Raw genomic sequence first — 21,667 nt, 5'->3', positions numbered from 1 at the left:
AGGCGCGCCTAAACCCAATTTGCAATCAGATGTTTACAACACGATTGTTAGTTCACTAATAACTAGCACCGCGGCTGGACGCCCTTACCGGGCAAATCTGTGGCGTCCGGGCTTCTCCAGAAGTCGCAACTAGAGCGCAGTGCGTTGCAAAGAACGTGCCACATCGATGGTTGCTTGGCCCAAAACACGGCTGCCCTGATAGAGAACAACAGTTTGACCGGGAGCCACACCACGCAGTGATTCATCAAGGGTTACCAACACCTGAGTACGGGCGGTGCCGTTCTCGTCGTCGACCATTTCTACCTTGGCGCGAGCCGGCACCGGATCCCCGTGAGCGCGCACCTGGGCGTAGCAAGCAAACTCTTCGCCGGTGTTGACTTCGCTAATCGGCAACCCGGCCCAAGAGACTTTGATGCCGCGGATCTCGTCGATCGCCAACAGTGCCTCGGGCCCCACCACAACTTTGTTTTCCTTGGGGCGGATCTCCAGAACAAAGCGCGGCTTGCCGTCCGCCGCGGGGGTGCCGAGCTTGAGGCCACGCCGCTGTCCAACGGTGAAAGCGTTAGCGCCGGGGTGCTCCCCTACTTTGGTGCCTGTCTCGTCAACGATGTCGCCGTTGGTCATGTCAATCTTCTCGGCCAGCCAACCCGCGGTGTCCCCGTCTGGGATAAAACAAATGTCGTGGCTGTCCGGCTTGTTGGCCACGGAGAGTCCGCGGCGTTCAGCCTCGGCGCGGACTTCGGCCTTGGATGGGGTGTCAGCGAGCGGGAACATCGAATGCTTGAGCTGCTCATGCGTCAGAACACCAAGTACATAACTCTGGTCTTTGGCCCAATCTGCAGCACGGTGCAATTCAGGGTTGCCATCGGCGTCAGTGATGACCTTGGCATAGTGACCAGTGCACACTGCGTCGAAGCCCAAAGCGATGGCTTTCTCCAGCAGCGCGGCGAACTTGATGCGTTCGTTGCAGCGCATGCATGGGTTAGGCGTGCGCCCCGCAGCGTATTCGTCAATGAAGTCTTGGACTACGTCTTCTTTAAAGCGTTCAGAGAAGTCCCACACGTAATAGGGGATGCCCAAAATGTCGCACGCTCGCCACGCATCACGGGAGTCCTCGATAGTGCAACAACCGCGGCTTCCGGTACGCAAAGTACCGGGCATTCGGGATAGGGCCAAGTGGACGCCAACAACGTCATGGCCCGCCTCAACGGCTCGGGCGGCGGCAACGGCGGAATCGACTCCACCGCTCATGGCTGCAAGGACTCGCATAATTACTCTCTAATGGACTTTGCACACAGTGCTTTGAAGAGTTCACCAAGGAACTGCGTTAAATTACTGCCACGCCAAGGACGTGGTGGGTGCCCCACTATTCTAGCGCCGGGTGGACCCTGGTGCAGCGTGACCCTAGAGCCGAGGCCTAGGGATTGAGGGTTCCAGCCGTTTGGATAGAAGAAATATGGGAAGCCATTCCGGCCTTCAATGCTTGGGCATAAGCTCCCGGAAGGGCGGAAAGTAGGGCTAAGACGTCTGCCTCGGTGGAGTTGTGCCCCAAGCTAAAGCGCTGGGCACCACGGGCAGTTTCTTCGTCCAAGCCCATGGCCAACAACACATGTGAGGGCCGTGGCACTCCTGCCGTGCATGCCGATCCAGTTGACGATTGCACCCCAACCAAGTCCAACAGGAACAGCAGCGAGTCCCCCTCGCAGCCTGGGAAGGTGAAGTGAGCGTTCCCCGGCAAACGTCCGGAGCCTGGCGCGCCGCGTAATTGAGCTTGGGGAACCGCCGCGAGAACCCCCTCGATGAGCTGATCTCGCAAAGCACTGAGCCGCACCGCCTCGGTATCCAAGTGGGCTGCTGCCTCCTCGGCGGCAATTGCAAAGGCAGCAATCGCTGGTGTGTCCAAGGTGCCGGAACGAACATCACGTTCTTGGCCGCCACCATGCTGAGTTGCTTCCAAGGCAACTGCACGGCCTAGAAAGAGTGCGCCGATCCCCATAGGGCCGCCGATTTTATGCGCTGAAACGCTCATGGCATCAAGGCCTGAGCTCTTGAAATTCACGGGTACCGAGCCAAACGCCTGCACCGCGTCCGAATGCACTGGAATGCCGTGCGCGTGAGCTAATTCCACAACTTCCTTGATGGGCTGAACGCTCCCCACCTCGTTGTTGGCCCACATCAGGGTCAACAAGGCAATGGTTTCTGGGCTCTGACTCAGCTCACGTTCCACCGCCGCGAGGTCCACCACGCCGTAGCTATCTACTGGCAACCAGACGATCTCGGCGTCCTCGTGGCGTTCCAACCACTCAACGGTGTCCAGTACCGCATGGTGTTCGATGCCGGCACAGAGGATCCTGCGCTTGGCCGCATCCCGCTTTTTTCGAGCCCAGTACATGCCCTTGATGGCGAGGTTGTCCGCCTCTGTGCCGCCGGAAGTGAAGATGACCTCTGAAGGGTGCGCACCCGCCGCAGCGGCCAAGCGCTCGCGAGCATCCTCCACTGTGCGCCGGGCCGAACGGCCAGCCGAGTGGAGTGAAGAGGGGTTACCTACTTTGGCCAATTCACGGGTCATTTCAGCAAGAGCGGAATCCGAAAGGGGTGTTGTGGCGGCGTGATCTAGGTAGCTTGGCACTGTTCTATTCTATGTCCGCTTGCTATGGCTCGTTGTGGGCAGGACAAGGTAACGCAAGCAAGTGCCGGCCGTCAGTCACTCACCGAGTGCTAATCGGCAGGTGGTTGCACCACCATTCTTTTAATCACTGTGCCTTTAGCAGCGGCGAGCGCCGCATCCGTTGGGCACGAGATACTCAAGAGCAGCGTTGACTCTGCTTGGGAGAACACCCGTGCATAAACCACCGAGGCGCGCACGGGAGGCGCGGCTTTGGTTTCTAGAGCAAGGACGTCAAGTTTTTTGCCTGGCTTTTCATCATCGCCGCCCCACCGTAATTGGGCGGTTTTGAGGTACTCAGGCAAAACACTTGAATCAAGGTAAGCAAACATCCCTGCCGTGGCGGCGTTGTCATCACCGGCAACAGACAGTGATCTCTGTTTAGTACGGGTTTTGGCCGAGACAATACACCCGGCGGTGCTCGTGTAGTCAGTTCCTGAATCAACGTTATTTCGTGTGATTCTCCATCCTGGGGTTTCTTCAAGGCCTTGTCCGAAGCTAATCGGCACGGATGCGGCGAGCGTGTTACCCGCGGCGAAGGTCATGTCCTTAGCGGCTACAGCTGCGGCGTCATGACCGGGGATGACCGTGGGGGTGGCCAATGTTGGTGTGCTCGGCGCCGGTTTGGGGGCTTTGGGATCGTCAACGGCCACGGCGCACGCAGCAAGACTTGCGCAAAGTAATAGGGCACTCAAGGCAGAAAAAGTTCGACGGCATTGCGCCGCAGGGCGCACTTGGCCCACCTCTGAATGGACTGTCGTATGCACTGCTTCCCCTTGCTTTTGCCGACGCTGGTGCGCTTGCGCACCTGCGCCGCACGCCACCGTGGACGATTCTAATCTGTTGCCGCTTGGAGTGTCATCAAGTCCAAAGCCGATGAGCGATCATGCCCATGGATAAAGTGGCTGTTCACCGGATAAGCTTGGCAGGCGAAATGCGCACGTATTTTGTAGGTTCTCGCCACGAATTTGGCTCGTGAATCTTGGCCACGGAGGGATGAGCAACAACTGTGAGCAAAGCTCGTGTGACGCACTACGAGATTCTTGGTGTGCCGATCACCGCTACAACTCAAGAAATCAAAGTTGCGTACCGCAAACAGGCTAGGCGCACCCACCCTGACCATGGTGGAGATCCTGCAACGTTCCGTCTTGTCACTCTTGCTTTTGAAACGCTCTCCGATCCCAAAAGGCGGGCGGCTTACGACGGCAGCTACGGCGCAGGTTCGGTTCCGCGAACTACTGCCGAAAAGTCCGGGTACCGTTCGTCGTCGGGCCATTCGTCAGGTACGGCTGGCTTCACCGCACACGGTGTCCGCAGACCTGCACCCCGGGTTAGCGCAACTGATCCTGCAGTGTTTGTTCCACCGTTTCCCACCGGGGCACCGGGCGAAGACCCCTCGGCGTTCGGCACCAGTATGATCCCCGAGGCTATGGCACGTCAGCAAATGCATGGCCTCCCCCGCAAGCGTGGAATCTTTGGCGCAGAGGCCCGGATTGCCCGCGAAATGCGCACAGTGCAACTCTTGGTTCGTGGAATTTTGTCCGAAATGCCATCCGCTAGGCTCATCAACGGGCTGGTGGCACCGCATAACAACAGCCACATAGACCACGCCCTTTTAGTCGGTTACCGCTTAGCTTTGATCGACTCCATGCTTCTCCCACCGGGCGTTTATGGTTGGAATGGTGACTCGCTGAACCGGGCTGGCCGGTTAGTGAAACCGCCCCGGCTGGCGCCATCGCTGCGGAGTCTTCAGGATGCTTTCCCGGAATTGAACGTCACGGCTTGGACTGTTATTCATAGTCCCGACGGCGCCATTCATCAACCGGTCATTGACGATCATCGCGGTGGCTCGGAAATCATCGCCCCCGAGGTGGTGAATGCCGCTGGCCTGATTCGCGGGCTAAAACACTTCCTCGGTTCTGGGCCAGTACCTAACACCGTTGATGTGCCTATTCTTGCGCGGCTGATCAAAGGGATGCACTAGCAATTCAAGGGATGCACGCGCCCGGCACTAGGATGGTTGGGTGTTCCGCATCCTTTTTTATACGCCAGAAATTCCCGGTAATACCGGCAATGCCATCCGTTTGGCCGCCATTACCGGCGCAGAATTGCACCTCGTTGAGCCTTTAGGGTTCAGCTTCGAGGACTCTAAGTTGCGCCGGGCGGGTCTGGATTATCACGACCTTGCCGTGGTGACGGTTCACCCAAATATTGAAGCAGCCTGGGAAGCCTTGCAGCCCGAGCGGGTGTTTGCTTTTACCTCCGAGGGGGAACTCCCCTACACGGAGGTCCAGTATCAAGCCGGTGACGTTTTAATGTTCGGCCCAGAATCCGTGGGGCTACCCGCAGAAATCAAGATTGATCCGCACGTGACATCACGGGTGCGTTTGCCCATGTTGCCGTCCTTGCGATCGCTCAATCTGGCTAACTCTGCCTCGATTGCCATCTATGAGGCATGGCGCCAGAACGGATTCGCCGGAGCGCAACTGTAAGCATCCACTCCAGCTCTCCATATCCAGATGAAAACGTCCGGACAGCTCTCGGTCCAGCAAACGCAGGATTCACGGTGAGCTTAGAAGCCTGCGAAGGTGCTTTGCCCGTTCACAGCCACCACATGGAATGCCTCGGCTAACGTTCCCTCGCCCAAGCCACCGCGGGCGGCGGTGTCTTCCAGACCTTGGCGGACCGAACGGTCCATCGCAGTTAGATCCGGATGTTGGCTGGCATGGATTCGAATCGCTGCGAGTTTGGCCTCCACATGTTCGGTGACGTCCACAAAATGGTTTTCTAGCTCTTCCGGACCAGCCATCAGCCAGAGCCAGGGAACTTTGTACGCTTCCAGCCCACGCTCGGCGAGTTCGGGGTACGCAAAGGGGTTCTCGGCGGCAGGATACACGGCTCGGGTGACTGCCTCGCCAACCGCAAGGTGATCTGGGTGGGACTTTTGGATGCGTGCCCAGTTTCGCTGCGGGTGCATGGAAAGTACGACGTCGGGACGGATTTCCCGGATCAGTGCCACTACTTCAGCAATCACCGAATGATCCGGGGTGAGGTAACCGTCGCGGCGGTGCAAATAGTGGACGTTTTTCACCCCCACAATCTGTGCAGCTTGAAATTGTTCAGCAGCTCGTTGGGCGATGATCGCTTCACGTTCGCGTGGCTCAAAGCCGCCGGCGTCGCCGTCGGTCATCACACAATAGGTGACTTCAACACCTTCGGCGGTCCATGCTGCAATGGTTCCGGCCGCGCCAAAGTCAACGTCGTCCGGGTGGGCAGTGAAACACAAAACCCGTTCGACCCTGTGATTCGAGCCGAACGGGTCCGTGGTGTGCTGAGTCAAGATTTAGCCTTTGCGCTTCCGGATTTCTTCGATGGCTTGTGGCAGAACCTGAAAGAGGTCACCCACCACACCAAAGTCAGCAATCTCAAAGATGGGTGACTCAGCGTCCTTGTTCACCGCAACGATTACCTTGGAGGTCTGCATCCCAGCTTTTTGCTGGATTGCCCCGGAAATACCGACTGAAATGTACAGCTGCGGCGACACGGTTTTACCGGTTTGCCCCACTTGGAATTCGTGACCAATCCAGCCAGCGTCAGTAGCCGCACGTGAAGCACCGACGGCGGCACCCAGAACATCGGCCAATTCTTCAACCGGCCCAAAATCACCGTCCAGACCTCGACCACCGGCAACAATAATGCGTGCATCCGTCAGCTCGGGGCGTCCGGTTGCCGGGCGAGGTGCGCGATTGGTGATGCGGGCCGAAGAAGCCAAGGCGGCAGCGGGAACTTCAACTGTAGAAACATTTGCAGAACCCGGTGCTGATGCTTCAGACGGTTCAACACTGTTGGGCTTGAGGGTCAGAACGGCAATGCCCGTGCGGACCGTAGCCTGCGTGGTGTAAGAGCCGGCGAGCACTGACTTGTGTGCTGTGCCGTCAGCGTCGAGCTGAACAACATCGGTAATCACACCTGCACCCAAACGGATGCCCGCTCGTGCAGCGATCTCTTTGGACTCCGCAGTGTTTCCAAGAATGATTGCCGAGGCACCTACTCCTTGGGCTGCAGCGGCCACAAAAGCGGCCTTTGGCCCCACGAGGTAATCGCCCAAGTCAACCGAAGGCAACAGCACCTCTGCGGCGCCGTAACGTCCCAGGGTTGCTGAGGCATCGGCGTCGGGCGTTGTTGGTAGAGCAACAGCCAATTCGCCAAGGCCACGTGCGGCAGTCAAAAGTTCAAGGTGGCTCTTTTTCAGCTCACCCTCAGCGTCAATATATACAAGTACTTTTGCCATGATGATTACGTCCTAGCGTCCGGTTCAGATGAGCTTCTGGGCGGCCAAGAAGTCCGCGAGCGCAATGCCAGCGTTGCCGTCGTCATTGATAATGGTTCCGGCTGTGCGCGCCGGGCGCTCATTTGCCGAGGTCACTGCAGCCCACGAGCCGGCAGTACCCACCTGGGACGCATCCACGCCAACCTCAGCGAGACTCAAAGTCTGAGTCTTTTTCCGCTTGGCCGCGATGATGCCTTTGAAGTTGGGGTACCGGGGATCATTGGCCTGGTCGGTGACGGAGAGTACTGCCGGCAAAGTTGCTTGGACAGTTTCCGAATACAAGTCTGAATCACGGCGGATCGTTAGGGTGGATCCATCTAGTTCCACCGCGGAAGCAAACGTCAATTGCGGCAAATCGAGGCGTTCGGCGAGCATCGCCGGAACCAAGGAAGTTTCGCCATCGGTGGAGGCCATCCCTGTGACAATCAGGTCCACAGGAGCTTCTGCCCCAATCTTGTTGATAGCAGCGGCGAGTGCCAGCGATGTTGCAGCAGCATCGGAACCAGCTAGAGCATCGTCGCTCAAGTGGATTCCTTCGCTTGCACCCATCTGCAGCGCCTTCTTTACGGCGTTGGACGCACCAGCCGGGCCCATGGTCAGTGCAACAACAGAGTGACCTGACCCCGGCGCGGCGTCTGCGATCTGCAGTGCGGCCTCGAGTGCGTACTCGTCCAGTTCGGACAGAATGCTTTCGGAGCGGTCAGTGGTGTGACCAGGGCCGCTCAAGTGGCGATCAAATTGCGCATCAGGCACAAACTTGATCAAAACAACGATCTTCAACGTTTCTCCCACTGTCTCTTAAAGGCCACCGGTGCTGTACCGAGCCTGTCTTCGTCGGGTGTGTTCCAAGCTAACCACAAAGCCAGCTTGGTGGGCTTGAGCGTTAAGGTCCTTTTCGTCGCTGCGCTTAAAAGAACGACGGCGACCGACCCTTTTTCGGGGCCGGTCGCCGTCGTTCTTATTTCATTCTTACCGAACTATCTGCGACGAATGTCAGTTGGCCGCTTCCGTAAGTGTGACGTCAAATTCTTTGGTAGAACCGTCACGCTGGACGGTCACCTTGACGGTGCTTCCGGCAGCCTGTTCGCGAACAGCTGCTGTGAGTTCCTTGGGATCGCTGATGCTGTAGTCACCGAACTTGGTGATCACATCACCCTTTTTCAGACCGGCTTTGTCAGCGGCCGAACCACTAACAACTTCAGCTACAAGGCCTCCTACCGAGAAGGTAGAGTCGGCGCTAGTGGAGGTTTTTGGCTGAACACTCACACCGAACTGCCCGTGGGTGGCCTTGCCGTTGCTGATGATGTCTTGAGCAATTCGCTTGGCGTAGTTGATCGGGATGCTAAAACCAACACCGATGTTTCCGCTGCTACTACTGCTACTACTGCTGCTTCCAGACGAAGCTATAGCCACGTTCACACCTACAACTTCACCTTTGCTGTTGACCAAGGCACCACCGGAGTTTCCGGGGTTGATGGCTGCATCGGTTTGAATCACGTTGAGGTAGATGGAACTTGTAGCGGTTTGGCTCTGGTCTTGGCTGCTACCTGGCGGGGCAAAACGGAAGCCGTTGTCATCCTGGCCCTGGGAGCTGTCTGAACTTTGGTCAGGTGCCGCTGAAGACGCTACGGATATGGTCCGGTTCAGCGTGGAGACAATGCCGTCTGTCACAGTGTTGGTCAGGCCCAGCGGTGAACCGATGGCCACAGCGGTGTCACCAACATTAAGCTGGCTGGAATCTCCCAGAGTGGCTGGGGTCAGCCCTGAAGGATCAACCTTAATCACTGCCAGGTCAGAAAGCGGGTCAGTACCTACTACGGTGCCAGTCAGGACCTTACCCTCATTGGTACGTACTTCAATGGTGGCTTTCGCTGCCGTTCCATCCAAGGTCACCACGTGGGTGTTCGTCAGAATATGCCCCTGATCATCAATGATGATTCCTGATCCTGTGCCTGAGGACTGACCGCTCACTGCGCTGATGGTCACAACACTCGGAGATGCTTTGGCTGCAGCCGCGGTGATCGCATTAACAGAGTCCTTGTTGTTGACAATCACCGTGCTGGGCTGGCTGGACGTGGAAGCCGCGCTGGAAGTGTTTTGACCCCACAGCGCACTCCCACCAGCGGCTACACCTCCACCAACAAGACCCGCAGCAACAATGCACGCCACCAAAGTGCCAACACCAAAGCTGGCTTTGCGTTTGGGCGCAGAGCCCGGCATGGTGGCCACGGAGGCCGAAGTGTGCTGACTATATGGCTGCTGCCCATACTGAGGTGAGTAGTGCGGGGCCGGCGGCGTAGTGGCATTGCCCCCAGCGTTGGCCGGTCCCTTGAAGTTGCTCTGCTGTCCAGAGAAGGTTCCTTGCGGGGCTGGCTGCGGGTATACCGGCTGCGGCGGCGAGTAATTTCCGTTGGCTGTATTCTGCTGCTCGTGGCCCGCCTGTGCTGGGTTGGCCTGGGCTGGGTTCGCCTGGGCTGGGTGACGATCAAAACTCATGGTCGGATTTTCCAGGTGCGGGATCACCTCAGTGTGGTGCGTGGTTGGATCCTGGTTCGCAGCAGAGTCGGCCGCTTCGCCGGAATTCCTCGGTGCTGGATTCTCAGTCATGAAATTTCCTTTCGTCCTCCGTCTCACTAACTATGGTCAATGATTCTGGGGCAATGTCGGACGTTTGCTGGAAGTTGTCTGGGAACTTTTCCTGCGCTCAATCTACCCTTGTTCGCATTTCGCTTGTGGCATATTCGCTTCGGTGGACGCACCCAGTGCTGCACCATAGAATCAAGTTGAAATGCCACAGCGACCTGCGGCGAAACCTGTGCGTGGGGGCGCTGATGCATTCTGAACTGCTGTTCCGGCCTGGGACGGTACTAGCGTGCTGAAGGGTTACCCATGCGGTTACTGTTAAAACGAGTCCTTGCCACTATCGGGTTGACCGGACTCCTCTTAGTCCCGGCCGCTGCGGCGTTCGCCGAAGATCCCGTGACCATTCCCTCGGGTCAAAACATCACGGATAATTCCGGCGTGATCAAGGACAAGACCGCGGTCAATGATGCCATTCGAAAGCTCTACACCGATCACCAGATCAATCTCTGGGTAGTCACCGTTAAGACTTTCACCAACCCCACTGCTCCCACTGCATGGGCTAATGCCGTGGCCACCAAAAAGACGTTCAGTGCAAGCGATGTATTGCTAGTGATTGCAACAGAATCCGGCAACGGAACCATTGTGCGCGGGCCCAATTCCCCCATCACCGATTCGCAGCGCAATGATCTCCTCAAAAATGCCGTGTCCCCGGCTCTGAGCCAGGGCGTTAAGGATTACGACAAAGCCATCATCAACACGGCTACGCAAATCGGTGAGAGCCAAAGCGGCGGTGGCAGTGTTGCAGCACTCGTTGGTGGTGGCGTGGTGGTTGCAGGCGGCGCCGGAGCGTATTTGTTGGTCCGCAACCGGCGCAAAAAGGCAGCTCAAGCATCGAGCGCTAGCTATGGACCTCAGGGCGAACAGCTGGACCCATTGGCCGGGCTAAGCATTGACGAGTTGCGCAAACGCAGTGGTTCTTTGCTCATCGCTGCGGATGACGCCATCAAGTCCAGCGAACAAGAGCTTGGCTTCGCTCAGGCACAATACGGTGATGCTGCAGTGGGGAATTTCACCACGGCACTCGCTGAGGCCAAGGGCCACATGTCAGAGTCGTTCAAGCTGCAACAGCAACTTGATGACCACATCCCAGACACTGAAGAACAACAGCGCAGCTGGCTTGGCGAAATCATCCGACGCTCCGAAGCTGCAATCGCTTCCCTCAAGGAACAGAAAGCTGACTTCGATTCCCTCCGCGAGCTGGAGAAGAATGCCCCGCAGGCCTTGGCTTCGGTTGAAGCCGGCGCCACGAAGGCCACGGAACGAATCAATGCAGCCGAGCAGTCATTGACGGTGCTGCGGTCTAAATATGCCGAATCAGCCAGCACCCAGGTTGCTGACAACATCACTCAGGCGAAGGAACGTCTGAGCTTTGTCCAGAACGCTTCAGCAACGGCCCAGACCAAACTCGACGCTGGGGAGTCCAGTCTCGCCGCCGTGGCTGTGCGAGCAGCTGAGGAAAGCTTGGCTCAGACCAACATCCTCCTTGATGCCATCGCTAAGGTCTCCGCAAATCTGGATATCTCCCGCACCACTCTCGACTCTGCCATCGCCGAGACCGAACAAGACCTTGCCCAAGCCAAAGCCATGACCGCGAACGGTCAGCACACTGAACTGGTGGGCCCAGTAGCGGGGGTAGAACAGGCTCTACAACAGGTCAAAACAGAGATGCAGACCGGGAAGATTGACCCCGCGCTGACCTTGCAGCGTGTTGAAACCGCCCACCAAGGTTTAGACCAAGCGCTCACGGGAATTCGGGACCAACAAGATCAGGCCCGGCGTGCCCAAGCGTCACTCCAGCAGGCACTTATGTCAGCTCAGGCTCAGATTAGCGCCACCACTGACTACATCACGGCACGCCGCGGCGGTGTAGGCACCGAGGCTCGCACCCGCCTGGCGGAAGCACAACGCAACGCTGACTACGCGCTCTCCATTTCCAAAGCTGACCCGGTTACAGCGCTCAGCTACGCACAGCAAGCAAACGCCTTGGCTGCTCAGGCAGCCTCCTTGGCCCAGCAGGATGTGGATCAGTTTGGCCAGGGCTATGGTAACCAAGGCTTCGGCGGCGGAATGTTCGGTGGCCGCGGCAATGGTGGAGGTCTGGGTGGTGCCATCCTCGGCGGCATCTTGATCAACTCGATTCTCAATGGCGGAAATCACGGCGGAGGCGACTCCGGCTGGGGTGGAGGCGACTCTGGCGGAGGCTGGGGCGGTGGCGGAGGCTGGGGTGGAGGCGACTCCGGCGGAGGCGGCGGCTGGGGCGGCGACTCCGGCGGCGACTTCGGTTTCTAGGTTCACATCATCCGCGGCTGGTCCCAGGTTCCACAGGGAACCAGCCGCACCAATAGCTAGGCATCTATGCGTCACCACGGCGCAGATGTATAGAGGAAGTACCCAATCGGGTAGCTGAGACCAGCACCCGCTCTGAGCAGGACGAAAGGGATCACCATGGTAAAGCAGTCCATTTTTGGCCGGATCGCACAGTTGGCAAAGGCGAACATCAACGCCATTCTGGATCAGGCCGAGGATCCGCAGAAGATGCTGGATCAAATGGTTCGTGACTACACAAACAACATCGCCGAGGCTGAGTCCGCCGTGGCACAGACCATTGGCAACTTGCGCCTGCTTCAGGACGACCACACCGAGGACGTCAAAAACGCACATGACTGGGGCAACAAGGCACTTGCAGCATCACGCAAGGCTGACGAGTTCCGTGCTGCTGGCAACGATGCAGATGCCACCAAGTTCGACAACCTCGCCAAGGTTGCCTTGCAGCGTCAAATGTCGGCCGAGAACGAGGCCAAAGCTAACGAGCCCAACATCGCTTCGCAGACCGAGGTTGTAGACAAGCTCAAGTCTGGCCTGGACCAAATGAAGGCCAAGCTCAACGAGCTGACCAGCAAGCGCAATGAACTGGTGGCTCGGTCCAAGACAGTTGAGGCTCAGTCTCAGGTTCACGATGCCATTAAGAGCATCGACATCCTTGACCCCACGAGTGAGATTGGCCGCTTCGAGGAGAAAATCCGTCGCGAAGAAGCAAAAGTCCGCGGTCAGCAAGAGCTGGCATCTTCAAGCTTGGACGCCCAGTTCAACCAGCTTGAAGACCTCGGTGAGCAGACTGAAATCGAAGCCCGTCTTGCTGCTTTGAAGCACGGCGGCTCCACCCCAGCGTTGGGCGCATCCGCTCCGCAGACTAGCCGTTCCACCGTGGACGAAGCTGACTTCGACAAGCTCTAAATAGCACTCAACAAAACGATCGTCGCCCGGCTCCTGCTGCCGGGCGACGATCGTTTTGTGCTTTATCACTTTTGTTTTGCTGCCCTGCTGAGATTCACCGTGGCTTAGAGCTGGCTGCGCTAGAGCGCAGCAGCAGCTGCCCGGCCCGCCGTTCTGCCAGTCAACATGCAACCACCCAAAAAAGTCCCCTCGAGGGCGTTGTAACCGTGGGAGCCTCCCCCACCAAAGCCGCTGACCTCACCTGCCGCGTAGAGCCCGCTAATCACTTTTCCGTCTGAGTTAAGCGCACGTGAGGACAAATCGGTTTGGATTCCGCCGAGTGTTTTGCGAGTGAGAATGTGCAGCTTTACACCGATCAGCGGGCCGGCCTTGGGATCAAGAATTCTGTGCGGTGCGGCGACGCGGGTGAGCCTGTCGCCAAGGTACTTACGGGCATTATGAATCCCCATCACTTGCGCGTCCTTGCTGAACGGGTTGCTCATCTCCCGGTCTCGCTGCTCTATGTGGGCCCTAAGAGTGGCCACATCCAACAATTGCTCCGTGGTCAGAGCGTTCATTTGCGGGACTAGCTCCTCAAGTGAGTTAGCCACCACAAAGTCCGCCCCATAAGTCTTGAACGCTTCCACAGGGGCTGGAGCTCCCTTGCCCAGCCGCGCCTTAAGCAGCAGCTTAAAGTCCTTGTTGGTGATGTCCGGGTTTTGTTCGGAACCTGAGAGCGCGAACTCTTTCTCAATCATCTTTTGGGTCAAAATGAACCAAGAGTGGCTGTACTGCGCGATCGCCGGGTCCGTCCGCAGTAATCTCAACGTGCCTAGGGTGTCATAGCCTGGCAGCCCGGGAGCGGGAAGCCGCCGCCCCAATGCGTCAAACCACATGGACGAAGGGCCTGGAAGTATTCGTATTCCGTGTTGAGGCCACACTGGGTCCCAATTCTGGATTCCCTCTGTGTAGTGCCACATCCGGTCTTTATTAACCAGCCGCACGCCACTAGATTCGGCAATGTCCAGCATTCGCCCGTCCACGTATTCGGGGACTCCAGTGATCATGGTGGCGGGCGGCGCGCCAAGCCTCGCCGGCCAATTGCGGCGCACCATCTGGTGGTTTCCGCCCAGCCCGCCGGTGGTCACAATGACCGCTTGAGCGCTGAACTCGAAATCCCCCACTACTTGCGAGTTCGACGGCGAACCGCGCCTTGCCGTCTCAGGCGCAAGGACCGCTCCGGAGACCGAGGTGATGGCGCCGTCGTGCATGCCGAGGCGATCAACCCGGTGGCGAAAAGCAAACTGTAAATTGCCTTCCGCTGCTGCCGCTCGAGCCTTTTCAACGAACGGCCCAACAACCCCTGTGCCGGTCCCCCAAGCAACGTGGAACCGCGGCACCGAGTTGCCGTGGCCGCCAGCTCTGCCGTCCCCACGTTCAGCCCAACCAACCATGGGCGTGAAACTCACCCCCTGCTCACGTAGCCACGATCGCGCCTCCCCGGCGGCAAATTCAACGTAGGCACGGCCCCACTGGGAGGCCCACTCATCTTGGGGAAGTGGCCCGTCCAAACGATCCCAAGCTGCACTCCCTTGCCAGTCCTGCCAGGCAAGGTCAAAAGAATCCTTCACCCCAAGCCGCCGCTGTTCGGGAGTGTCCACCAAAAACAACCCGCCAAAAGACCAAAAGGCCTGGCCACCAAGGTTCGCTTCGTTTTCTTGATCTACCAGGAGCACGGTGTGACCAGAGTTGATGACTTCGTTGGCTGCCGCGAGCCCGGCAAGGCCGGCCCCAATAACTATCACATCAGCTTTCATCGTCAGCCTTTCAATGGGCTTGGTGGCGCAGGATTGAATCTACTCGGTCCCGGTGACTGGTGCCTCTGGTACCTCGGTTATCTGGAAATCAAGCCCAGCACCTTGGCTTTGAAGGTACACGAGGTGACTTGCGGTTTCGGCCATGGCTAGCCTCAATGCGAAAGAGCCGAGGGAGTCAAATCCTCGGGACCAGGTCAACTTGCTTGCCACATCCCACACGTTCCTTGCTGTTCCCGAGTTAATGACGCTTTGTACTTCAGCGGACCTAGCCAAGGTGTGTTGCCGCAGCTCGGCAAGACGTTGACTCAGACCATCAAAACGATATTCGTGAGCTGGCAAAACTTCCAGGGCCGTGTTCGCGTCTTGCGTTTGGAGATTTTCAAGGACATCCAGAGAGGAGAGGTAGTCGGCTACAGGGTTGATGGGCGAGTGCATTTCAAGGGATATGTGTGGAGTGATTCGGGGAAGAATATGGTCCCCCGTCAGGAGTAGGTTATTTTTCTCATCAAAGAGACAAATGTGCCCCGGGGTGTGGCCAGGGGTTGCGATGACCCGTAGCCTCAAGCCCACGGCCGGAACATAGGCGCCATCACTGAGCCGGAGTTGAGGTTCCTGCATCCGTGCCATCTGAGCCCAATCCGCTGCACCAAAGGTGACCTCCGTGAGGCGATCTGCCGGCACACCCCAATTCCGGTACCGCTCAGCATCCTTGATTGCATGTTTGTCAGCATCGGCGGCCCAGCCCGAGGGTAAAACCTCTTGCTCCCCAAGCGCCACCCATGCTCCGGACGCAGTCCGCAAACGTGAAGCGAGACCAAGGTGGTCTGGGTGCAAGTGAGTCACCACAATTCCACTAACGGCTTCGGTTGATACCCCGGCAAGAGCCAGCCCCTGGGTCAAGGCTTCCCAGCCCTCGGCTGACGCCCATCCAGGATCAACCACCACAACTGAACCGGAACCGGCGTCCTCTCCAATGAGCGCATAACACAGTGTGTATCGCATGGGGTTGTTGGGGAACGGTACCGGAATTGACCACACACTCGGCCGGACTTCTTCCACCGGTGGGAGCACTTTTTGGCGCCACGCCTCGAATTGCAAGTCCCCGGTGACGGTAATCATTTCCTCTGCCATTGCTTTAACACATCCTCTAAAGTGACCCCAGTTTCTGTGGCTGAAATTTCTGAGACGGGGGATTCTGTGGCTCGGGTCTCTGGAACTTGAACGGCCGACGGCGTCCGGGAGAATCGTGGGGCAGCTGCGGCAACAATATTCGCGCCGTCGCCGTGGAGAGTCTCGCGGGCCACCACTTGTGGTGTGTGGGCGGCCTCGCCAAAGCTCAACACGGGGGTGACACACGCATCAGTATCCCGGAACAGTTTGTCCCATTCGTCCCGGCTGCGCTGGGCAAAAGCCTGGGCGAACAGTTCGGTGATGAGCGGCCAATTGGCCGGGTTGATGCGTTCAGGGACGGATCCTGTTGGTTCTGCGCTGCTTATGGGTTCTCGGCTCCCTGCAGCCTGCTCACGAAGCCCCAAACCAGACAACAGCTCAGCATAAAAGGGGTCTTCAATGGCGCCCACAGCAACAAATTGTCCGTCCGCACACCGGTAGCAGCGGTAGTAAGGGGCTGCCCCGTCCAAGAGGTTACTGCCACGGGTGTCAGTCCACATCCCCACCGAGCGCAGCTCCAAAATCAGTTGCGAGAGCATACCTATTCCGTCCAGCATGGCCGCGTCCACCACTTGCCCCATGCCGGAATATTCCCGCTCCACAAGTGCCGCCAAAATGCCGGTGAGGACCAGCATGGATCCCGCACCAAAGTCCCCCACCAGATTTAGCGGCGGGACGGGATGCTCGGCGGGACCAACGGCGTTGAGCGCACCGCTGAGGGCCAGATAGTTGATGTCATGCCCGGCCCTGGCAGCCAGCGGCCCGGACTGACCCCAGCCGGTCATCCTGGCGTAGATGAGTCGCGGATTTCCCTCCAAGAACTCTGCCGGCCCCAAACCCAAACGCTCGGTGGTGCCTGGCCGGAAGCCCTCGAGTAGTACATCGGCCTCGTTGATGAGTGAACGCACCTTCGCGAGCGCGGCGTGGTCTTTCAGGTCCGCCCGCACAGTGGTGCGTCCGCGCTGGAGATGAGTATCGACGTCGTACCCTCCAATAAAAGGTGCCGGGCCCACGATGCGGACCACGTCTGCTCCCATGTCCGCAAGCATCATGGCAGCGTGCGGCGCTGGTCCCAGCGCCGCAAGCTCCACCACTTTCACACCCTGCAAGGGTCCTGACATTATTATCCTTGTTCGCCGTCTGAGGCTGCGGCTTTTTCCCGTGCGTACGTTTCGCGCAAGTCCCGCTTGAGGATCTTTCCGGCACCTGACATCGGCATGGATTCAGGGAATGCGAAGCTGCGAGGAACCTTATAGCCGGCAATGTGTTCGCGGCAGTGGGCCTGGAGTTCCTCCACGGTAGGTGCTGCGTCCGGCGCCAAAATCACCACTGCGTGCACCCGCTCCCCAAAGCGTTCATCCGGCACACCAATGACTGCAGAGGACGCGACGGCGGGATGCTTGCTCAGCGCGTTCTCTACCTCGGCTGAGTACACGTTTTCGCCGCCGGTGATGATCATGTCCTTGAGTCTGTCCACCACGTACACAAATCCTTGGGCATCAAGGTAGCCAAGGTCCCCGGTGTGCAGCCACCCATCTTGGAGGGCCGCGGCAGTCTGTTCGGGGTTATTCCAGTAGCCGAGCATCACGTTGGCACCGCGGGCACAGATCTCGCCCACTTCACCGCTGGGAAGTTCCGTGCCGTCCGCGCCCAATACCGCGACTTGGCAGTGCGGTGCTGCACGGCCTCCCGAGCGCAGAGCGTCGCCGTGGTGGTCGTCCGGCAGCAATAGGGTGATCACGGGCGCGGCCTCCGTCTGCCCGTAAGCCTGAGTCATCCGCACACCTGGGAAACGCTCCATGGTCCGTTTCAAAACACCTTCAGAAATAGATGCACCACCGTAGAGCATGCGCTGCATTGAGGACAGATCGTAGTTCCCGGCATCGGGATGGTCGGTGAGGATCTGGATCATGGTGGGTACCAGCAAAACGTCGGTGGGCCGGTGCTTCTCGATTACTTGGAATACAGAGGTTGGTTCGAAGAACGGAACCATCACGTGAGTGCCGCCCAAGATCGTGAGGCCGCACCACGCGGCAAGGTCAGCCAAGTGGAACATCGGCGCCGCGTGCAAGAATGTGGCTCCTGCGAACAACAATTCACTCGTGGCAACGGTGCCCAAGCCGGAGGTAACAAAGTTCGTGTGGCTGAGCATCACCCCCTTGGGGAATCCCGTGGTGCCACCCGTATAGAAGACCCCAGCAAGGTCATCCCCGCGGCGGTACGCATCCTCGACTGGTTCATTCTGTGCCACGAGTTGTTCGTAGGAGAGCATGCCTTCCGGGGTGGGTCCATCACCACAGTGGATCAAGGTTTCCAGTCCCGGGGTTTTTTCCTTCAAGGACTGGGCCATGGGGAGAAACGCATCGTCGATCAACAAAACCTTGGTGCCGGAATCGTTGAGAGAATACGCAATCTCAGTGGGGCTCCACCGAATGTTCACCGGGTTAACTGCCGCACCAGCCCACGGCACAGACAGAAGATACTCGGCGTAGCGGTCGCTATTGAGCGAGAGCATTGCCACCCGGTCCCCCGGCTGGACGTTGAGCTGCCGCAATGCTCCAGCAAAGCGGGCGATCCTATCGGCATGCTCGGCGTAGGTCCGGGAACGGTCCTTGTAAATGGTGGCAATACCGTTGGGGTCTGCCTGAAGTGAACGATGAAGGCCTTGAGTGAGATACATTGCGGCTCCTTAAGAAATCGACGCTGATTCTTTGTGGCGGGAGTGCCAAGTGATTTTGACTAGTGACCTGTGAACCTTGCTGAGCGCCCCTCCCCCATGGCTTGAACGGCTTCTAGCAAGTCTTCGCTGTGAATAAATGAACTATTCCAAAGCGCCACGTGACGCAGTCCCCGGGCAATGTGTTCTTCACGATCCTCGTTGAGCACGGCTTTGGTTCCGGCCACGGCTAGCGGCGAGTTAGCCGCGATCTCCCCGGCCATCTGGATGGCGGCAGCCAGTGCTTCCCCGGGTGTCCCCAGAACCTCGTTGACCAGGCCGATCTTTTCGGCATGGGCAGCGTCAAAGTCTTTGGCTGTTAGTGCCAACTCCCTTAAGTGGCCTTCACCGATGATGCCGCGCAGGCGTTGCAAGCTACCAACGTCGGCGACGATCGCCAGCCGTGCTTCGCGAATGCTGAATTTGGCGTCTTGGGATGCCACCCGCACATCTGCCGCGCTAATCAGGTCAACTCCGCCACCAATGCACCAGCCGGATACTGCTGCAATCACTGGTTTCCGGCACACAGCCACCGAAGTGATACTGGCTTGGAGTGTGCTGACCAAAGCCAAGAACCCGCTGCGATCCGCCGCTGTGGATGTTGGTCCCCCACCTATGCCAGCAAGCCACGGCCCCAGTACGCCCTGAACATCAAGGCCCGTGCTGAAGTGCTTACCTTGACCGGCGAGAACCACAGCGCGAACCGAGGTATCGGCATCGAGCGCGGCAAAAATTTGCGGCAGCCCAGCCCAAAAGTCCTGCCCCATCATGTTGCCGCGGCCAGGGCCAAGCAACTGCACGACGGCGACTTCCGGGTTTTTATCCCGCGTCACCGAGAACGCTTTCCACTCGCGGTCAAACACACCGCCGGCAGGCTCAGGCACCAGGCGCATCAGTAGTGGCCGCCGTTCTCGGCCTTTTCCACCAGCGACGCCGGCGGTTCGAATTGCTCACCGTAACGGGCAGCAAGCTCACGGGACCTAGCCACAAAACCTGGCAATCCGCCGTCGTAACCGTTGATGTACTGAAGCACACCGCCAGTCCATGCGGGGAAACCAATACCCAGCAGCGAGCCAATGTTGGCGTCCTCGGCACTACGCAGAACACCCTCGTCCAGGCACCGAACAGTCTCCAGCGATTCCGCGAAAAGCATCCGCTCCTTGATGTCCTCAAACGGAATCTGGGCTGTGCCACCAAAGTTTTCCTTGAGCCCTGACCACAGGCCGGTTCGGTGGCCGTCCGCATAGTCATAGAAGCCTGCACCGGCGAGTTTTCCCTTGCGGCCGAACTCCTCGATCATCTTGTCCACGATGTTGTACGCAGCGTGGTGACGGTACTTCTGCTGGCCGTTGTCGGCTTCGAGCCCAGCCTTGGTTTCCTTCTGGATCTTGGACATCAAAGTCAGGTTGAGTTCATCGGCAAGTTGCAGTGGTGCCGCCGGGTAACCGGCTTGCAGGCCCGCCTGTTCAATCGAAGACGCCGCGACGCCTTCACCCAACATGGCGATGGCCTCATTCATAAACGTCCCGATCACCCGGCTGGTAAAAAATCCACGCGAATCGTTGACCACAATAGGAGTTTTGCCGATTTGCTGGGCGAGGTCGAACGCCCTAGCCAGGGATTCATCCGAGGTTTCCGTGCCAGCGATGATCTCCAAGAGTGGCATCTTGTCCACTGGGGAGAAGAAGTGCAGCCCAATAAAGTTCTTAGCTTCATTCACTCCCTCAGCGAGCGAGGAAATGGGCAAACTAGACGTGTTGGAGCCTAAGAGGGCATCCGGAGCAACAATGTCCTGGATTTCTTGGAACGCAACTTGTTTCACATTGACGTTCTCAAACACTGCCTCGATCACCAGATCACAACCGGCAAGATCAGTGGCCTGAGTGGTGGGGGTAATTCGGTCCAGCAACGTGGTGGCCTGCTCTTGGGTGGACCGGCCCCGAGACACAGCCGTTTCTGTGATGGCCTGCGAGTACGCCTTGCCACGCTGGGCTGCTTCGAGTGAAACATCCTTGAGCATCACCTCGATGCCCGCCTTGGCACAAACGTAGGCGATACCGGCACCCATCATCCCGGCACCCAGAACTGCCACCTTGGTAGCGGTGCGCTGGGGGAAGCCTTCGGGGCGGCTCAGACCTGAATTGATGCTGGCCATGTCAAAGAAGAATGCCTTGATCATGTTGGTGGAGACTTGCCCCGTGACCAGCTCCACGAAGTAGCGGCCTTCGATCTCTTGGGCCGTCTCAAAGTCCACTTGCGTGCTTTCAACTGCTGCGGCCAGAATAGCCCGCGGCGCCGGATAATTTGCACCCTTGAGTTGCTTGCGCAGATTCGCTGGGAAGGACGGAAGGTTCGCAGCGAAAGCCGGGGAGGACGGGGTTCCACCAGGAATCTTGTAACCCTTAACGTCCCACGGCTGCGAGGACTCAGGATGGGAGGCAATCCATGCTTTGGCAGCCGGGATGAGCTCCTCCACGGTATCCACTACGTTATGAACCAAACCCAGTTCGAGAGCCTGTGCTGGCTTGTACTTTTGGCCCTGCAGCAAGAGCTTGGTGACAGCTTCTTGGATCCCCATTAGCCGGACGGTGCGCACAATTCCGCCGCCGCCAGGCAACAGACCCAGGGTGACTTCTGGCAAACCAAGTACGGTTCCTCGAGTGTTAGCCACCACCCGGTAATGCGTGGCCAATGCGATTTCGAGACCACCACCGAGGGCAGCACCGTTGATGGCAGCCACCACCGGCACACCCAGGGTTTCCAGGGTCCTCAGCTGTTGCTTTATTTGCCGGCCGAGATCAGCAATGCGCTGTGCATCGTCCTTGGTGGCTGCCACCAGGTCTCTCAAATCACCGCCGGCGAAGAACGTCTTTTTGGCCGAAGTGAGGATCACGCCTTTCACGTTTTCCTTTTCGGCAAGCAGCCTGTCCACTACCGACTGCATCGAAGCGACGTAATCGGCATTCATGGTGTTCGCGGATTGCTGGGGATCGTCCATGGTCAGGACCACTACACCGTCGGCATCTTGCGCCCAGCGGATCATCATGCCTGTTTCTTGGTTCACGGTCATTTGGTTCACGGTCTTTGAGTTCGCAGTCTCGTTTGCCATCGCC

17 protein-coding genes are annotated in these 21,667 nt (G+C 58.3%); 4 read left to right on the top strand and 13 right to left on the bottom strand.

Features of this window, described 5'->3' with window-relative positions; all coding sequences use genetic code 11:
• Positions 1-129 precede the first annotated feature (129 nt).
• The 3 genes from mnmA to ACQQCD_RS01295 all read right to left on the bottom strand — a co-directional run bounded on the left by mnmA (position 130) and on the right by ACQQCD_RS01295 (position 3,318).
• Positions 130-1,269 (bottom strand): tRNA 2-thiouridine(34) synthase MnmA, encoded by a 1,140-nt coding sequence (gene mnmA / locus ACQQCD_RS01305; protein ID WP_430266583.1) that lies wholly within the window; start codon positions 1,267-1,269, stop codon positions 130-132.
• A gap of 148 nt (positions 1,270-1,417) precedes the next feature.
• A complete protein-coding gene (locus ACQQCD_RS01300; protein WP_430266582.1) occupies positions 1,418-2,629 on the bottom strand; it encodes a cysteine desulfurase family protein in 1,212 nt (403 codons plus the stop codon).
• An 89-nt stretch (positions 2,630-2,718) separates the two neighbouring features.
• Positions 2,719-3,318: a hypothetical protein gene (locus ACQQCD_RS01295; protein WP_430266581.1), complete on the bottom strand. Its 600-nt coding sequence runs from the start codon at positions 3,316-3,318 to the stop codon at positions 2,719-2,721.
• 356 nt (positions 3,319-3,674) lie between these two features.
• Between ACQQCD_RS01295 and ACQQCD_RS01290 the strand changes: the two genes are divergently transcribed.
• Positions 3,675-4,649 (top strand): J domain-containing protein, encoded by a 975-nt coding sequence (locus ACQQCD_RS01290; protein WP_430266580.1) that lies wholly within the window; start codon positions 3,675-3,677, stop codon positions 4,647-4,649.
• A gap of 40 nt (positions 4,650-4,689) precedes the next feature.
• A complete protein-coding gene (locus ACQQCD_RS01285) occupies positions 4,690-5,157 on the top strand; it encodes a tRNA (cytidine(34)-2'-O)-methyltransferase (protein ID WP_430266579.1) in 468 nt (155 codons plus the stop codon).
• Positions 5,158-5,237: 80 nt separating this feature from the next.
• Here ACQQCD_RS01285 and ACQQCD_RS01280 read toward each other — a convergent pair whose 3' ends face one another.
• The 4 genes from ACQQCD_RS01280 to ACQQCD_RS01265 all read right to left on the bottom strand — a co-directional run bounded on the left by ACQQCD_RS01280 (position 5,238) and on the right by ACQQCD_RS01265 (position 9,602).
• A complete protein-coding gene (locus ACQQCD_RS01280; protein ID WP_430266727.1) occupies positions 5,238-6,008 on the bottom strand; it encodes a PIG-L deacetylase family protein in 771 nt (256 codons plus the stop codon).
• The gene (locus ACQQCD_RS01275; RefSeq protein ID WP_430266578.1) at positions 6,009-6,956 is read right to left on the bottom strand and encodes an electron transfer flavoprotein subunit alpha/FixB family protein; all 948 of its coding nucleotides are present in this window, start codon (positions 6,954-6,956) and stop codon (positions 6,009-6,011) included.
• Positions 6,957-6,980: 24 nt separating this feature from the next.
• Positions 6,981-7,775, bottom strand: a complete 795-nt coding sequence (locus ACQQCD_RS01270) for an electron transfer flavoprotein subunit beta/FixA family protein (RefSeq protein ID WP_430266577.1) — start codon at positions 7,773-7,775, stop codon at positions 6,981-6,983.
• A gap of 213 nt (positions 7,776-7,988) precedes the next feature.
• Positions 7,989-9,602, bottom strand: coding sequence for a trypsin-like peptidase domain-containing protein (locus ACQQCD_RS01265; RefSeq protein WP_430266576.1), 1,614 nt, complete (start codon positions 9,600-9,602; stop codon positions 7,989-7,991).
• A gap of 282 nt (positions 9,603-9,884) precedes the next feature.
• On the opposite strand from ACQQCD_RS01265, the gene ACQQCD_RS01260 reads away from it, so the two are divergent.
• Positions 9,885-11,927 carry a TPM domain-containing protein gene (locus ACQQCD_RS01260; RefSeq protein WP_430266575.1) on the top strand — a complete coding sequence of 681 codons (2,043 nt, stop codon included), beginning with the start codon at positions 9,885-9,887 and terminating at the stop codon, positions 11,925-11,927.
• 156 nt (positions 11,928-12,083) lie between these two features.
• Positions 12,084-12,872 (top strand): PspA/IM30 family protein, encoded by a 789-nt coding sequence (locus ACQQCD_RS01255; RefSeq protein ID WP_430266574.1) that lies wholly within the window; start codon positions 12,084-12,086, stop codon positions 12,870-12,872.
• Positions 12,873-12,991: 119 nt separating this feature from the next.
• On the opposite strand, the gene ACQQCD_RS01250 is transcribed toward ACQQCD_RS01255, so the two are convergent.
• Genes ACQQCD_RS01250 through ACQQCD_RS01225 form a run of 6 tightly spaced genes read right to left on the bottom strand, consistent with a single transcriptional unit; the run spans position 12,992 to position 21,663 of the window.
• Positions 12,992-14,668 (bottom strand): FAD-binding dehydrogenase, encoded by a 1,677-nt coding sequence (locus ACQQCD_RS01250; RefSeq protein WP_430266573.1) that lies wholly within the window; start codon positions 14,666-14,668, stop codon positions 12,992-12,994.
• Positions 14,669-14,707: 39 nt separating this feature from the next.
• Positions 14,708-15,799 (bottom strand): MBL fold metallo-hydrolase, encoded by a 1,092-nt coding sequence (locus ACQQCD_RS01245; protein ID WP_430266572.1) that lies wholly within the window; start codon positions 15,797-15,799, stop codon positions 14,708-14,710.
• Positions 15,784-16,959, bottom strand: coding sequence for a CaiB/BaiF CoA transferase family protein (locus ACQQCD_RS01240; RefSeq protein ID WP_430266571.1), 1,176 nt, complete (start codon positions 16,957-16,959; stop codon positions 15,784-15,786). Before ACQQCD_RS01240 ends, ACQQCD_RS01245 begins: the two co-directional genes overlap by 16 nt.
• Positions 16,960-16,961: 2 nt before the next feature.
• Positions 16,962-18,518, bottom strand: coding sequence for an acyl-CoA synthetase (locus ACQQCD_RS01235; protein ID WP_430266570.1), 1,557 nt, complete (start codon positions 18,516-18,518; stop codon positions 16,962-16,964).
• 59 nt (positions 18,519-18,577) lie between these two features.
• Positions 18,578-19,438: a crotonase/enoyl-CoA hydratase family protein gene (locus ACQQCD_RS01230; RefSeq protein WP_430266569.1), complete on the bottom strand. Its 861-nt coding sequence runs from the start codon at positions 19,436-19,438 to the stop codon at positions 18,578-18,580.
• An 8-nt stretch (positions 19,439-19,446) separates the two neighbouring features.
• Positions 19,447-21,663: a 3-hydroxyacyl-CoA dehydrogenase NAD-binding domain-containing protein gene (locus tag ACQQCD_RS01225; RefSeq protein ID WP_430266568.1), complete on the bottom strand. Its 2,217-nt coding sequence runs from the start codon at positions 21,661-21,663 to the stop codon at positions 19,447-19,449.
• Positions 21,664-21,667 lie beyond the last annotated feature (4 nt).

Origin of the sequence: Pseudarthrobacter sp. J1763, assembly GCF_050490295.1 — a bacterium.
Lineage (GTDB): Bacteria > Actinomycetota > Actinomycetes > Actinomycetales > Micrococcaceae > JBNPEO01.
This window is presented reverse-complemented; position numbering and strand designations above follow the sequence as displayed.